Genomic DNA, 16,196 nt, shown 5'->3' on the forward strand with positions numbered 1-16,196 from the left:
AAAAACAAAAATTCGACTTCTTTTTTAACATATTATTTTGTTTTAGTCTATTTTATAAGATGAAATACTTATGGTATCTTTGCAAAATTACGTGCAAAAAGCCTATGATTTCCGATATTTCCCAAATAAATCCCAAGCAAAACATTATCATTAAGGGAGCCAAACTTCACAATTTAAAGGATATTGATGTTGTTATTCCCAGAAATAAATTAGTTGTTATTACAGGATTATCGGGTTCCGGGAAATCAAGTTTAGCTTTCGATACACTTTACGCTGAAGGCCAGCGTCGCTACGTGGAAAGCTTGTCGAGTTATGCCCGCCAGTTTTTGGGCAGACTAAACAAACCTAAAGTTGATTATATAAAAGGTATTGCTCCTGCCATTGCTATAGAACAAAAAGTAAATTCTACCAATCCAAGGTCTACAGTTGGGACCACAACGGAGATCTACGATTATTTAAAATTAGTGTTCGCACGAATTGGAAGAACCTACTCGCCTATTTCAGGGAAAGAAGTAAAAAAGCACACCGTTAAAGATGTTATCAATTACGTAAAAACGTTTCCTGAGCGGGAAAAAATGCTGCTACTCGCCCCGATTCATTTGGAGGAAGGCCGAAGCATGGAGAACAAACTAAAGGTTTTGAATCAGCAGGGTTATGCCAGAATCAAGGTAAATGATACGGTTAAACGTATAGATGAAATAGAATCGATTTCTGAAAAAGACACCATATCTCTTGTTGTGGATCGTATAATTGTGAAGCATGAAGAAGATTTCTTTAACCGTTTAGCTGATGCCGTTCAAACCGCTTTTTTTGAAGGAAAAGGCGAATGCTACATTGAAACATTAAGTGATCAAACCCAAAAGGAATTTAGCAATAAATTCGAATTGGACGGTATGCAATTTTTAGAACCGAATGTGCATTTGTTCAGTTTTAACAACCCTTATGGCGCTTGCCCTAAATGCGAGGGTTATGGCGATATTATTGGCATAGATGAAGATTTGGTGGTTCCTAATACGGGCTTATCCGTTTATGAAAATGCAATTTTTCCCTGGCGTGGTGAAAGTATGAGTTGGTATCGGGATCAATTGGTGAATAATGCTCATAAATTTGATTTTCCGGTACACAAACCTTATTTCAATCTAACAGATGATCAAAAAGAACTGATCTGGACAGGTAATCAATATTTTGAAGGTTTGAATGATTTCTTTGCGGAACTTGAAGCCAAAGCCTATAAAATTCAAAACCGGGTAATGCTTTCGCGCTATCGCGGAAAAACCAAATGTAAAGCCTGTAATGGAAAGCGATTACGTAAAGAAGCTACTTTTGTTAAGGTAGGCGGTGTAACCATTACAGAGTTGGTTGATATGCCCATTAAAAAACTGATTAGCTTTTTTAATCAACTGGAATTAAATGATTACGATTCTAAAATTGCTGATCGTTTACTAAAAGAAATTAATAACCGCCTTGGTTTTCTGTCGAATGTTGGGTTGGATTACCTCACCCTTAACAGAAAATCAAATACGCTTTCCGGAGGAGAAAGTCAGCGAATCAATTTAGCAACGTCATTAGGAAGCAGTTTGGTTGGATCCATGTATATTTTGGATGAACCAAGTATAGGTCTACATCCAAGAGATACGGAACGCTTGATAGAAGTATTGAAATCTTTAAGAGATCTTGGAAATACTGTTATCGTTGTTGAGCACGACGAGGATATTATGAAAGCCGCTGATAGTATCATTGATATCGGTCCGGAAGCAGGAACCTTTGGTGGTGAAGTGGTTGCTGAAGGTGATTTCAAAACTATTTTACAGTCAGAATCCCTTACCGCAAAATATTTAAATGAAAATCTAAAAATTGAAGTTCCTTCAAAACGCCGCACTTCTCGCTATGAGGTTACCATTAAAGGCGCTCGGGAGAACAATTTAAAGAATATTGATATTACCTTCCCCTTAAGTATGCTCACTGTGGTTACCGGAGTTTCAGGTAGTGGAAAAAGTAGTTTGGTTAAAAAGATATTATATCCTGCGCTTCAAAAGGAATTAACAGATTACGGTGATAAACCCGGCCAATTCACAGCTTTAGAAGGCAATTACAAACATCTTAAAAAGATCGAATTTGTAGATCAAAATCCTATTGGTCGATCTTCGCGCTCCAATCCGGTTACTTATATAAAAGCTTATGATGATATCCGGGCATTATTCGCAAAGCAAAAACTGAGTAAAATTCGAAATTATAAAGCGAAACACTTCTCTTTCAATGTAGATGGTGGGCGTTGCGAAACCTGTAAAGGCGAAGGTGAAGTAACCATAGAAATGCAATTTATGGCTGACGTTCATTTAGAATGTGAAACCTGTAAAGGAAAACGATTTAAAAAAGAAGTTCTTGAAGTTGAGTTCGAAGGGAAGAATATTGATGATATCTTGAATTCGACCATAGATGATGCGCTTCAATTTTTTGAAACCAACAAACAATCCAAAATTGTATCAAAATTACAACCCTTGCAGGACGTTGGCTTAGGCTATGTAACGCTTGGACAAAGCTCTTCTACCCTTTCCGGAGGTGAAGCTCAGCGTATTAAACTAGCCTCTTTCCTTGGAAAAGGATCGAACAAAGACCGAGTGCTTTTTATTTTTGATGAACCCACGACAGGACTGCATTTTCACGATATTAAAAAATTACTGACCTCATTTAACGCTTTAATTGAAAACGGACACTCTGTAATTGTGGTAGAACATAATTTGGAACTTATCAAATGTGCAGATCATATTATTGATCTTGGTCCTCAAGGTGGTGAAGAAGGCGGTCAGTTGGTGGCCTTCGGAACACCGGAAGCTATCGCTAATAATTCAAAATCCATTACCGGAAAATATCTGCAAGAAAAATTATAGCTAGAACGACATAAAACCAACTAGCGTTAAAATTATAGCAGCAATAGGGATCACAAATAGAAAGTAAATTCCGGTGATCAAGCTCGTTTTAAAAAAACTGTTGAACCAGCCTTTTTCATAAAATCGTTTCACAGCGATTAAAAGGTATATGAAGGTTGAAAGCATGAACAAAAAGTTGATGAAACCGGGAATTTTCACTATTTCATTGGCTATTAACATGATGCTGAATACGGTGAATAGAAATGAATAAAAATAAAAACTAAACACCAGGTGATACGCGTAAGGTCCTCTTTTGTAAAAGAACATTTTCAAAAGCAAAGCAAAAATAGGAAGCAAAATAAATAATGAGATTGGGATCGTATCATAAACAGCCTTTAATAATTGCCCACCATTGCGTTGTTTGTAAAGTTTAAGTAATTGGGCATGTATTTTTTTACTGAACCAACTGGCATCATCGCTCATCCCCATAGCCTTGTATATTTCAGATTTAGGCGCGTCAATAGCAATTAGAGAATCTATTTTTTTCTGATCAAATCCCCAGGTGAATCCTTTTTTCAACGATTGATTCCCATTTTCAGCCTTAATCAACGAATCAATTGATTTAAGATTAGTCTGTTTGGCAATCTCAGGATTTTTTTCCTTTAAAACTTGCATTACGCTATCTACTTGAGCGGTATCCACAAGTTTAGCTAAATTTTCTTCTGTTTCCGAAAATAAAGGTTTACCCGCGGTTTTCTGAAGTGTATTATCCAGAGTTTCTACTTGTCTATTCACCACAGTAATAGAGAGAATAAAAAAGAAAATTACCGATACAAATAAATATAGTTGCGCGGGATGTAGGTACAACAGCCGTTTTCCTTGCACAAAAGTTTTCGCTAAATAACCGGGTTTGAGTAATAATGGAATGACACTTTTGAAAAAACGGGCATCAAAAGAGAAATAATTACTAATCGTGTTATAGAAAAGTACACCGATAGTGAGATCATCTTTTGCTTTCTGACCACAATTGGGACAAAAGTTAAAATCAGCATTAAATTCTGTTTCGCAGTTTTTACAAATTTGTTTTTCTCCAGCCATTCAAAAAAGATTATAGGTAAAAATAAGTTGATTTATTCAATAAAAATAAAAAAAATATCAATCTATATAATCAATTTAAAAACAAGTAATTAGATGCAGTTCAAAGAACGTTCTATTCATTTTGAAATATGTTTTGGCACGCTAATTGAAACTTAGTAACAAAGCGAATGCCGAAAAGCTAAAGAGTAGGCACAATTAAAATCCTATGATTATGAAAAGACTATTACTTTTATTTGCAAGTTTGTTAGTAGGGTTATCAACGGTGTCAGCAACCACATTAGGCACGAAAAACCCTCAAGAACGTTTCGACAGAAACAAGAATCTCCGCTATGCGCAACCCATTAGTTTTGTGGAACGTGGTGTGGAATTTTTAATTTTCCCTGACGGAAGTTTTGATTTCAATACTAATGCCTATAACAACCGTTATTCCAATACATATTACGGTACCGCAAATCGCCGCAGCAGTATTAATGTTGGTTACAGGGGGCCGAATGTTTCTGTGAATTACTCTTCAAACAGATATCCGGATAATCGTGGCGTATCTATTGTAAGAGACTATAACGGTAACGTAAGACGCATCGGAAACGTTTATCTTAATTACGACCGATACGGACGTATAACCAGAGCAGGATCTATATTTATTGACTATAATCGTGGTCATGGTTGGTTGAGACAAGTTGGTGGTTTACGTGTAAACTATAACCGTTGGGGTGAAATTGTTTCGCTTCGCGGACAGGTAAATCGTTATAATCAAAATTGTAATACCTGTGGAATGATTAATTGTGATCATAACCATAGAGATTATGATAACGACCACAGAGATCATAGAGATCATGATTACGATAATGACAAATACTATTACTTCAAACAAAATGGTGAAGTAAAGAAACATAAAAAACGATAAGCTAAAATTTCGATTAGTTATTAGTTAAAGTGGAAAAGCCTCAAGGTGTAAAATATCTTGGGGCTTTTTGTTTTATTTCAAATCAATAAAAAAAAATAAAAATAAATTTTTCCAGTATTCATAGGGGTTATGAGCATTCATACAATTTTTGGCACGCTGTTTGAAACCCTATTAGTGAATCACTTTTAAAACAGAAAATTATGAAACGATTTATTTTTTTAATAGCAGCTTCCATCCTTTTAGGAACTCCGGTTTTTGCAGCCGGCAGTAGCCATACAAATACCACAACTACGATTTATGATGGTTATGGTAAATCATTCATTTTTACGGAGGATAATATTGAATTTTCTGTTTTTCCAGATGGTCAGTTTGATTTTTATATACCGAATTATGGTCCCCAGGTAAGTGTTTCCCTGGGAACACCAAATGCGAATTTTAGTTTTAACTCCGGTTATGATTATAACGCTTATGTTCAATATGATGAATACGGCGCCATCATTCAAATAGAAAATACGCCTATTTATTATGACTATTACGGTCGTGTAAGCCAAATTGGAAATGTAAACATTTACTATAACAGTTTTGGTTATGTTTCTCGTTTGGGTAGTTTATATGTTTATTATAACAGATACAATCAGTTTTCATATGTAAGAGGTTATATTAATATTTATAACAGACACTATGTTTACAGACCATGGCACAACTATTTTAGAATTCCACCAAGAAATTATTGTGTGGTTTATAACAGACCTTACAGACGCTATTACACGCCTGTACGCTATGTATATAACAGACCCTTTTATAACAATCACAGACCATATTCTGCGGTGTACAGCCGAAGAGGTAGCACCATTACCAGACATAGAAATTATGCTACGGTTTACAGAAGTCCTAAAAACGTTACTCGTGTAAACACTCATGCAAACAGACGTTCATATGCGAGTAATAATGGCAACAGAAACCGTGACTACGCGAATAATAGATCTAATAATAGATATAATGGAAATTCCGGAAATAACGGGAACAGAAGAAATATCGGAAATTCCAATAACAGATACAATGGTAACAACGGTAATCGCGGTGAAAGACCAATTATTGGAAACAATCGTAATTCGAACTCACGTTCAAATAATGGCCAGGTACGAAGATCAGAGCCTGCACCCAACAGAACGTATAACACGCCCAACAGAGGGAATGCTCGGAATTTAAATGAAAGAGCATCACGCCCACAGGTAAACAGAAACAGTACCCCATCGCGTAATAATAATAATTCGAATTATGGCAACCAAAGATCGGAAAGAAATAAACCGGTTTTGCGACAACCAAATCGCAATACAACACGTACATATAATAAAAGTCATTCTTCGAACAGTAACAATGCGCGTGTGAAAGCAAGTCCACAGCGTCAACAACGTTCAAGCGCTAGTAGTTATAATAGATCGTCGCAATCAAGTCGATCTAAAGCTCAGGTTCAAAGAAGTCAGAATACAAGACATAATAATAATTCAAGATCTGCAAATCCACGACGAAGATCTTAATAATTTTGGTTGGTTAGTTAGGAAAGCCCTTCGGTAAGTTTGCCTCAAAGCAAATCCGGGGGGTTTTCTCCTTTTAATACTGAGGTTAGCTTATTTAAGGTTTATTTAAAAGTTAATCTTTACAGTAACTTTGCTAATGCTTCAGTTAATGTCTTTCTGTGATAACGCTGAACACCGATTGGCTGGGATTTCAATTCACCTTTCTGGTATGCCTCATAATGCCTCAAAATCGTTTCTTTCAAGGATTTATGTGTATCGTAATAAAAGTAGTTTCCGGTATTTGATTCCGTTATGATGCGCTCTACATCTGAGCCTTTTGGACCAAGGGCAATAATAGGTCGATTGGAAACCATGTACTCAAAAAGTTTTCCTGGAATTATACATTTGGTTTCCTCTGAATCTATTTCAATAAGTAACAAAATTTGAGACTCTCTTTGTTTTTTAATAGCTTCATTATGTGAAATATAACCATAATAATTTAAATAATCACTCAAATGGTATCTTTCAATTGATTTAATAACGTTATCACTTATTGCTCCAATAAATTTCAGTTCTAAATCCTGTGCAAAAGCCTTATTTTCTTCAACTAATTCTGACAAGACCTTCCAAAGTATTTCAGGATTCCTTTTTGATAGCAATGATCCAATATGAGCCAGAGAAAACTTAGAATCTAAAGACGTCTCTTCTACCCTCTCATAATCAAAGCCATTTGTAATAACAGTTATGGGTTTTGAAGTGATGGCCTCAAATTCCATTTTTGTCACTTCACTTGTAACAATAATATTATCAGCCGTTTGCAAAACCTCCTTTTCCAATACCTTATGCTTGTTTGCAGCACGGTTTGTTAATCGTAACTCTTTATGATAACCAATGGTTGTCCATGGATCCCTGAAATCAGCAATCCAGTTAATGTCATGGTTTTGTTTCAAACGCTTTCCAATAAGATGCAAACTATGTGGCGGACCTGTGGTGATTATGGTATTAATTCCATTTTGAGAAAGATATTCAGATAAATAACCAACGGAAGGCTTTACCCAGGAAACTCTGGCGTCAGGAATAAAAAAATTACCTCTTATCCATAACATAAGTTTTTCCATCAAAGACTGGTTTTCTTTTTCGGAAATAATACCCTTACTCATCCGCTTTGAGGTATTTTTTGAGAACATCCCGGCCAAAGAATACGGTTCTTTTATGGGTTGTTTCAATACTTTTAAACCTTTTGGTACTTCGGCGTTTAAACTGGAGTCCAATAAAGGATAGTTAGGATTTTCCGGGATATAAATAATTGGCTCCACGTTAAATTCCGGCAAATATTTTACAAACTTCAACCAACGTTGCACGCCAGGACCGCCGGCTGGCGGCCAATAATACGTAATAATGAGAACCTTTTTTTTCATTTACCTGCTAAAACATCAGGGTTGTTGCTGTTTTTTAATTGAAAAGATGAGACTACCCAATAAAAGTAAGCCCAATAACAAAGAACTGCCAAGAGCTATACTGCTTCCCGTTTTTACCACTTCCGGATCAAATTTAAATTCAATCTGATGCTTTCCTGCAGGAACAGCCAAACCACGTAATGTATAATCTACCCTAACGTAAGGCACTTGTTTTCCATCAATAAAGGCTTTCCAGCCATGACCGTAATAGACTTCTGAAAACACAACAAACCCTTTGTGGTTATTCCGTGTTTCATATTTTAAATAATTTGGAAGGTGCTTTTTAAGTCGGATTGCAGCCGTTGAATCCACCGTAAAAGTTTGGGGTACTTCTCTCTGGAAATAGCTATCAATATCTTTTTCGTTAATGACTGCTACATGCTTATTATCAAGACTATCCAAAGCTTTAATACCTTCATTTGCTGAATCCACTACTTTAAACTGATTAATAAACCAGGCATTTCCATTCGCTTCATCATTCGTGAATGTAAAAACTCCGCCATCTTTATTTTGAGCAATGATGTATTTCGTATTCAGCATGTTCAAAACATTAAGATTGTTTTGAGTAACATACCAATTAAACACCTCGTTATAACGTTTCAGTTTTGCCGCATGATATCCATTGAGTGAATTATGAAAATAGGATGGTTTTGTTGAATTTGTTGTAAGATCGAAAACCCTGTAATAAGTTGTATCCTGCATAATTTGTTTGTCAGCATCATTAGCTTGATAAGGCTTATTTACCTGAACTGCTGAGACAAAATCATCATTATTAACATAACGCTTATCAACTCCTACTAAATCAATTAAAATAAGAATGGCAAAACCGGCCATTACCCAAGCTCCTTTTAACTTATCCTTTAAATAGGCGTAAGCTAAACCTGCGGCTACTAAAACAAGAGCTAAAGTTCTTAAGGTATCTTCAGTAAAAATAGTTTTCCGGTCTGTCTTTAAGGCATCCACGAAGGCCTGCCCATAACTCTGCCGGTATAAGGTGTCGTTGCCTCCAACGAAATCGAAAAAAGCACCTTTAAAAAGTAAAAATATCACGGCAACACCACCTGTAATAATCGTTGTGTATTTTAGTGCTTTTTGCTTTTGCTCATTACTGATTTTCGAACTAAATAATTTTACCAAGCCAAAAACTGCTAAAACAGGAACACAAAGTTCCAGAATTACCTGAATCGATGTAATGGCTCTAAATTTATTATACAAGGGCACAAAATGAATGAAAAAATTTGTTATGGGATTGCTGTCTGGCTGTGGATCGTTCACAAAAAGCCAGTTCTTGCCCAGGGATAATATCCAGGATACCAAAGTACCTCCGAGAAGCCACCATTTTAAACGACCTTTTACAAGGAACAAAGCAAAAACAAATAAAAACAGAACAACAGCACCTACATAAGCCGGGGCTTCAACAATGGGTTGATCTCCCCAGTACATGGGCGCTCTCGAAGCTTCTTGAGAAGCCTGCGCCGGTGAGGCCCCCAGAGCTCTAAAGGCATTATAAGTTTCGGAATCTTTCCCCACATCTTCACCATTACCACCACCCATAAATCGAGGAATGAACAAATTAAATGATTCCCAGAAGCCATAACTGTATTCAGTGATGTAATCCTCGTCTAAACCGGAAGTTGTTTGTTTCTTCGAGCCGTCAGGGTTTATAGTAAGTTCTGTTTTTCCACGCGTGCTTTCTTTAACATATTCCTGTGTAGCAAGAATATTTGTAGCATTTAAACCAATGGCTAACACAGCTGCAATTGCAATAATGCCCACAGATTTAAAAAAATGGGGTAGAATTTTTTTCTTAAAAGCATCAATAAAATAAGCGATTCCCAAAATAATGACCAACAACAACAAATAATAAGTCATTTGAAAATGATTAGCAACCATTTCCAGACCCAGAGCTACAGTCGTGAGTAAAAAACCACCGAGATATTTTTGCCTGAAGGTTAGCAATATGCCGCTGAGAACTAATGGCATATATGCTATGGCATGGGCTTTACTGTTATGACCCACACCCAAAATAATGATCAAATATGTTGAAAAACCAAAGGCTAGAGCACCAATTGCGGCCAGTTTAAAATCGACCTTCAATACCAACAACAGGATATAGAATCCAATAAAATAAAGAAACAGATAATCGGCCGGGCGAGGTAAAAATCTTATCGCTAAATCTAAATCTTTTATGTAATTATGCGGATAGTGAGCGCCCAATTGATATGTAGGCATGCCTCCAAAAGCGGCATTGGTCCAGTAAGTTTCTTCTCCGGTTTCTGCCTTGAAATCCTTTTGCTGTTTACTCATGCCAATATATTGCATGATATCGCTTTGAAAAAGAGCTTTCCCTTGAAGAACAGGACTAAAGTAAGCTAAGGCCAATACGATAAATCCCGAAATTACCAAGATGTGCGGGATGATCTTTTTTATTGAAAATTGCATGGAATATATTTAAATTCAATTGGCGTGAAATTAAATATAATTTTTTAATCTGATTGTAGAATCAGCATTTAAATCATTTCCAATGCGGGTTAATCAAATAAGGTTTTGAATGCGTGATATAAAAAAAAACGCACCCCGAAGGATGCGCCATGAATATTAGTTAGTCAAAAGTAAATAACCGTTATTGTTCTATAGAAAAAATTGTATTTTGATTCAATCGAATATCTTCATTTGCTATAAGCATACCATCCTTCTCGTTAAGGCGCAACATACTTTGAGCGACTCTTGATCTGCAGGCTAAGGTCAAATCAGCAATTAAAGGATCATCATCAAAAAAGAAAGGATTTAACTGATAAGGCTCTTTACCTGGTTCCTTAACAATACGTTGAATTTGTTTAAGTTCCTTTCTGTGATAATATTTACCGGGCATAAATGTGTAAATAGTGTATTTACCATCATTATCTGTTTTTACCCAGGCGCGGTGTTTTACGTAACGTTTACCCTGGTCATCTCTTTGAGTTTTGAAATTACCTTTTTCATTTGTTTGAAAAACGTAAAGGATCACGCCTGCTGCAGGAGTAACACCATCACTTTGGTAAACAGTACCTGAAATTTTTATTTTTTGATCTTTAGAAGCGTAGTCTGGAACTGTATCTACACTGTTTAAATTTACTTCAGTGTAATCGTAAACAGGATTTCGTTCCTTATAATTTGAAATATCGTTGGTATAAAGTGACGCAATGTCCTGAGCATTTAAGCTCATACCAACAAAAGCGACCAAGGCTGTGCATAATAAATTTGGGAGATTTTTCATTTGGATTAATATTTTAGTTCAATTAAGATATCATTTCCTTCTGCCAAAGCTATGAAACACAACAGGTTTGAAAATAAAAAATTCGTTTGATGTCTTAATTTATTCGTTGAACAGTTCAGAAGTAGAATTTCAACGATGAATGTACTTTAATGCAAAAAAGCTGTATTTTTTTCTTTAAAATACTGTAAAACAATGTTTTAAAATATTAAAAATTATTTTTCATCAGTATTAACAACCACTTCTAAAGGTTGAACGGATTGCCTGATCTTTTTATATTGGTTGTATTGAATTCTGGTTAAAAGGTCTTTCATTTCTAATGATTCCTTAACCATAAGCTGGGTAAGTTTGTCTAAGGCTTCTTTTCCTTTATAGGATTCTTTAATCTCTTTAGATAGCGTCAGGTAATCTGCAACCTTATTCTGAAAAATTGGAAGTTGGGTACCGTCTAAGCCTAATTTTGCATCATAAATTGCTGTTAACTTTTCTGCCTTGGCTCTAATTTCCGGAGTTTCAATGGTAGTATCCGGGTATTGAGCAAAAGCTATGTGGGTAATACAAATAAAAATAAGTGTTTTTAGGTATTTCATCATTAGTCTTTTTCTTTAAAATAACTAAAAATACCAGGCGAGTCAAATTGTAAAACTAAAAATCAATTACAGTTTCATTAATCATTCGCTAATTATACCAATAATAATGTGTTAAAATTTCGTATTCATAAAAAAAATCAAATATAATAACTAAATTAGTTGCACTTATTGCAATAACTAACCAAAAAATTACACTATGAATTCCACAAAAATTAACCGTCGTGATTGGCTTAAAAAAGGCGTTTTAACGATGGCCGGAATGGCTATGATGCCACACGATATTTGGGCCAAAACCGTTGCTCAAGCACAATTGGAAAATCGTCCATTTTTATTTGAGAATAAATTTGAATTTAATGAGTTTACCCCTCCTGTTGGATATAACGAACCTAAGATTAAGGCCATTTTACGTGCGAACGAAAACCCTTATGGCCCACCACCATTAGCTGCGCAAGCTTTTAAAGATGATGTGTTCTCAGGAAATCGTTACGCCTGGCAAACTTTAAATGCTCTTATTGATGTGATCGCTGAAAAAGAGAATGTTTCCAAAGACCAAATTATTATGGCTCCGGGATCTTCTGATCTTTTAGAGAAAGCAGCGATGGTATTTTTTCAAAAAGGTGGTAATGTCATCAGTGCCGATCCTAGCTACATGTCGCTGATGATCGTTTCTCAAGCTGTTGGCGGTGAATGGAAATCTTACAAGCTTTTAGAAGATTATCAACATGACCTGGATGCTATGGAGGCTGGAATAGACGAAAACACAAAACTCATTTATATCTGTAATCCTAACAATCCATCAGGATCTGTTACCAATGCACAACGCTTACGTGATTTCTGCCGTCGTGTCTCCAAAAAAGTACCTGTATTTGTGGATGAAGCTTATATCGAACTTTCTGATAACGGTATTAAAGATAGTGTGGTAGATTTAGTAAGCGAAGGTCATGATGTTATGGTAGCGCGTACCTTCTCAAAAATTCACGGAATGGCCGGACTTCGTATCGGTTATCTTGTTGGTAAAAAAGAAACCCTGAATAAAATTAACGATATTACGCGAGCAGGAATGGGAATCACAGGCCCATCTATCATGGCTGCCAAGACCAGTTTGGAAGGCTCAGAGTTTCTGGATATGTGTAAAACCAAAATTGCCGAAGCCAGAGCTTATACACAAGCTTATTTAGACCGTCATGGCTATTACTACATCCCGTCGCAAACTAATTTTATGATTTTTGAAATTCCGATGGAAGGCAATACATTCCTGGAAAAAATATACAGCAAACAAGTGGCTGTTCGAGCCTTTAAATTCTGGGGTAAAAATTGGTGCCGTGTGAGCATGGGAACTATGGATGAAATGACCATGTTCACTGCTGCTATGGATGAAATATTTGCTTAATGACAGATGGTTTACTAAAAGCACTATCTTTTATTTTATTTATTGTTATTGGCATCTTACTGAAGCGAAAATTCACTTCAAAAGATGAGGTCAATGGCTTGAAGAAGATCATATTGCTTTTAGCCTTACCGGCTACGATCTTTATTGCACTCCTCAAGATCCACATCAATCTTGGATTATTCCTATTGCCTTTTTTAGCTTTAGGATTTAACATCTTACTTTATTTTATAACTCCGGGACTTATGTTATTACTCGGCGTTCAAGATAAAACTACAATTAACACCACCAGGTTATTAGTGCCTTCTTTAGCGCCCGGTTTGTCCTGCTTCCCTTTTATTTTAGAATTTTTAGGTCAGGATTACCTCGCTAAAGCTGCCATGGCAGACCTGGGTAATAAGTTTTTCGTTCTTCTGGTGCTTTATTTACTCGCCTTGCGTTGGTATTTAAATAATCAGTCCATAGCAAAACAACCCACCAAGAATAAAATAACAAGCCTCGTAAAAACGTTACTTTTAGAACCTATCAACGCTTTTATAATTGTGGCTTTGATTCTATTAGGGTTGGGTTTTGACAATACCAATCTACCGGAAGTTATTCAGGAGATCCTCAACCGGCTTAGTGTTATTATGGCGCCTTTGGTGCTCATATTTATTGGCTTATCTGTTCGCATTCAAAAAACAGAGTTTCTTCAAATATTTTCCTTGTTGATGCTTCGGGCCGCATTAACGGTTTTTATTATCGGATCTATGTGTCACTTACTCCATGTCTCCGTTGAAGAAGATATACTACTCTATCTGGTATTTGGATTAAGTGCCTGTAGTTTTTGGCCCTTTGCTCATATTTGTGGCGTGGCTGACAAGGAATTAGAATTACCCAAAGAGCGCAAAACCTTTAACATGGATTTCGCTTTAGCAATCCTCACCTTCTCACTTCCACTTTCTGTGATTTTGATCTTAGGAATATTAACCGCAGGAGATACGTTTGCACATTATAACCACCAGCTAAAATTAGCAAGTGTTCTGTTTTTATTAGGTATAGCATCACCATTCATTAATTACCTCAAAAAAGGAGCTCAAGTAAAAGATCGCTACAAAGCACATGAAGACGCCTGATCTTTTTATTTTAAAATAGTATCAATTTTTGCGATCCAATCATCCAAATCAGAATTATTGGTATTAATCGCAAAACTACCATTTCCATACGGTCCGTAAATATCCTGATCTGTAACAGAAAAGAAACCAACGGTTGGATTTAATGCAGCGCTTGCCAAATGCATCACGCCATTATCGGCAGCAATAAAAACCGCTGTATTTTTAATGATACCTGCCATTTCCCTAATATCCTTACTGTAGAAATTTGGTGCTTTAAAGTTAATTTGAGAAGTGTTCTCTATTGGCAACATTTCAATGATGGTATATTCCGGATATTGTTTTAGCAAACGGGAATAAAATCGCTCCCACCAGGCTTCAGAGTAACATTTATTACCGGTGGCATTGGTGTAAATACAAATCGTAGGGTTATCATTTTTTACCAGGTTCTTCAAAATAATTTTTCCTTTTGAAATTTCATCCGGAGATAATTTAATATCTAAAAGAGGAACCTCAGACCGATTTATGTCGAACCCCCATTTTTTTAAATGATAGCGCAAATTATAAATAGGATATTTCGAAATATGCTTGTGATCGGTATAGTTTTTTTCAATTGAAGGATGAATTTCACCAAATATCTTGATCTTAGATTTAGCTAATTGCGTTAATAAGCGACCTGAAGATGAGTTTTTATCAGCATTAATAACAAGGTCGTATGGTTTTTGTTTGATGGAAAACCAACATTTAAAATAGGTAATTAAATTGTTGAAAGGTTTTCTGGGTAAAGGAATAATATGCTTTACAGCCTCATAATTTTGAAACACAGGAAACGCCACACCACCTTTAACAAAAATATCGATCTGTACATCGGGGAATAATACTGAAACTTCCTGAACCAATGGTGTTAACAACAACTGGTTTCCTAAGCGATGATTTGGCCTGATGATCAATACATTTTTAATATCCTTTGCGCTGAATTCACCATGTTTTGGCTCCCTGTAGGAACGGCCAATTCGTTTTGTAAGGCCGTGCATGATGTTTCTTCTTATCTTATTGATTTCCGTTTTGAAAGACATACAATAAAAATGATTTTAACGTCCGATACTCCGAGGTCTGAACCTCCGTTTTGAATTGATAAAATAAACTCCCGTGAGTAGAATTATGGCAGCAATTATGGATTGTAAATTTATCGTTTCATCCAAGATCCACCAACCTAAAATTAACGCAATTATTGGGTTTACGTAGGTACTTGTGCTTACTTTCTCAGGAGACACCACCTTCAACAAATAATTAAATGAGGTAAATGCAACAATGCTCCCAAATATAATGAGAAGTACAATTGACCAGATAACATTTGGGCTCCAATGGGTTGGCGCCGACCAGGTTTCACCGAAGGCCAAACTGGCAATAACCAACATCAAGCCACCAAACAGCATTTGGTAACCCGTATTCACAAAATAATTAGACGGTAAATTAGCTTTACCAACAAACAGGCTGCCATAGGCCCAACTTATCATGCAAACAAAGATCATGGCCATTCCCAACAACTGATTTTCCTGACTAATAATTTGCTTTTGACTCACTAATAAATAAATGCCAATAAAGCCCAAAAATACCCCCACGTAAGACATAGCCGAAATTTTCTTACCCTGTAAAATGCGCATCATAATGAGAACCACAAGCGGTTGTGCAGAGATTTCCAATGCCGTAAAACCACTATCAACGTATTTAAGTGCCCAAACCACAACCCCATTGCCAAAGGTTAAAAATAAAAACCCGGCTATAACCGTATTTTTTAATTGTTCCGCAGTAATGGCAATACTCACCCCGATAATTTTAGCAATAATAAATATGATAATACCAGCACTGATGAAACGAATGGAAGCCAGCAAAAAAGGAGGCAACTCTGAAACCGCAATTTTGTTCAAAAGGTAAGTAGAACCCCAAATCACATATATTGCGAAAAACGCCAGGACGATACTTAAGGTTTTGGAAGGTTTAGGCATCTATTTAAAAGTAAATTGGCGTTAAA

General features: G+C 36.1%; 12 protein-coding genes. 5 read left to right on the plus strand and 7 right to left on the minus strand.

Going from position 1 to position 16,196, the window contains the following annotated elements; genetic code table 11:
• Positions 1 to 104: 104 nt before the first annotated feature.
• Positions 105 to 2,888 (plus strand): excinuclease ABC subunit UvrA, encoded by a 2,784-nt coding sequence (uvrA, locus tag ABD682_RS12900; RefSeq protein WP_344741908.1) that lies wholly within the window; start codon positions 105 to 107, stop codon positions 2,886 to 2,888.
• Here the strand turns inward: uvrA and ABD682_RS12905 are convergent, their stop codons facing one another.
• Positions 2,889 to 3,965, minus strand: coding sequence for a DUF3667 domain-containing protein (locus ABD682_RS12905; RefSeq protein WP_344741910.1), 1,077 nt, complete (start codon positions 3,963 to 3,965; stop codon positions 2,889 to 2,891).
• 211 nt (positions 3,966 to 4,176) lie between these two features.
• Between ABD682_RS12905 and ABD682_RS12910 the strand changes: the two genes are divergently transcribed.
• Together ABD682_RS12910 and ABD682_RS12915 are read left to right on the plus strand one after the other, a co-directional pair.
• Positions 4,177 to 4,869: a hypothetical protein gene (locus tag ABD682_RS12910; RefSeq protein WP_344741911.1), complete on the plus strand. Its 693-nt coding sequence runs from the start codon at positions 4,177 to 4,179 to the stop codon at positions 4,867 to 4,869.
• A 200-nt stretch (positions 4,870 to 5,069) separates the two neighbouring features.
• Positions 5,070 to 6,407 (plus strand): hypothetical protein, encoded by a 1,338-nt coding sequence (locus tag ABD682_RS12915; protein ID WP_344741913.1) that lies wholly within the window; start codon positions 5,070 to 5,072, stop codon positions 6,405 to 6,407.
• Positions 6,408 to 6,526: 119 nt separating this feature from the next.
• Here the strand turns inward: ABD682_RS12915 and ABD682_RS12920 are convergent, their stop codons facing one another.
• From ABD682_RS12920 to ABD682_RS12935, 4 genes are all read right to left on the minus strand, one after another.
• Positions 6,527 to 7,804, minus strand: coding sequence for a glycosyltransferase family protein (locus tag ABD682_RS12920; protein ID WP_344741914.1), 1,278 nt, complete (start codon positions 7,802 to 7,804; stop codon positions 6,527 to 6,529).
• Positions 7,805 to 7,819: 15 nt separating this feature from the next.
• The gene (locus ABD682_RS12925) at positions 7,820 to 10,285 is read right to left on the minus strand and encodes a YfhO family protein (RefSeq protein WP_344741916.1); all 2,466 of its coding nucleotides are present in this window, start codon (positions 10,283 to 10,285) and stop codon (positions 7,820 to 7,822) included.
• Positions 10,286 to 10,466: 181 nt separating this feature from the next.
• Entirely contained in the window at positions 10,467 to 11,099 is a 633-nt protein-coding gene (locus tag ABD682_RS12930) for a dioxygenase family protein (RefSeq protein ID WP_344741917.1), read from the minus strand.
• A gap of 212 nt (positions 11,100 to 11,311) precedes the next feature.
• The gene (locus ABD682_RS12935) at positions 11,312 to 11,689 is read right to left on the minus strand and encodes a hypothetical protein (RefSeq protein WP_344741919.1); all 378 of its coding nucleotides are present in this window, start codon (positions 11,687 to 11,689) and stop codon (positions 11,312 to 11,314) included.
• A 193-nt stretch (positions 11,690 to 11,882) separates the two neighbouring features.
• Here ABD682_RS12935 and ABD682_RS12940 point away from each other — a divergent pair, with 193 nt between their 5' ends.
• Both ABD682_RS12940 and ABD682_RS12945 read left to right on the plus strand, forming a co-directional pair.
• Complete coding sequence (locus ABD682_RS12940) at positions 11,883 to 13,076, plus strand: pyridoxal phosphate-dependent aminotransferase (protein ID WP_344741921.1); 1,194 nt, start codon at positions 11,883 to 11,885, stop codon at positions 13,074 to 13,076.
• The gene (locus ABD682_RS12945) at positions 13,076 to 14,188 is read left to right on the plus strand and encodes an AEC family transporter (RefSeq protein WP_344741922.1); all 1,113 of its coding nucleotides are present in this window, start codon (positions 13,076 to 13,078) and stop codon (positions 14,186 to 14,188) included. The genes ABD682_RS12940 and ABD682_RS12945 overlap by 1 nt, the downstream gene beginning before the upstream one ends.
• Positions 14,189 to 14,193: 5 nt before the next feature.
• Here the strand turns inward: ABD682_RS12945 and ABD682_RS12950 are convergent, their stop codons facing one another.
• Both ABD682_RS12950 and ABD682_RS12955 read right to left on the minus strand, forming a co-directional pair.
• Positions 14,194 to 15,240, minus strand: a complete 1,047-nt coding sequence (locus tag ABD682_RS12950; protein WP_344741923.1) for a glycosyltransferase family 9 protein — start codon at positions 15,238 to 15,240, stop codon at positions 14,194 to 14,196.
• A 15-nt stretch (positions 15,241 to 15,255) separates the two neighbouring features.
• Positions 15,256 to 16,170, minus strand: a complete 915-nt coding sequence (locus ABD682_RS12955) for an EamA family transporter (protein WP_344741924.1) — start codon at positions 16,168 to 16,170, stop codon at positions 15,256 to 15,258.
• Positions 16,171 to 16,196 lie beyond the last annotated feature (26 nt).

Origin of the sequence: Gaetbulibacter aestuarii (assembly GCF_039537665.1) — a bacterium.
GTDB lineage: Bacteria > Bacteroidota > Bacteroidia > Flavobacteriales > Flavobacteriaceae > Gaetbulibacter_A > Gaetbulibacter_A aestuarii.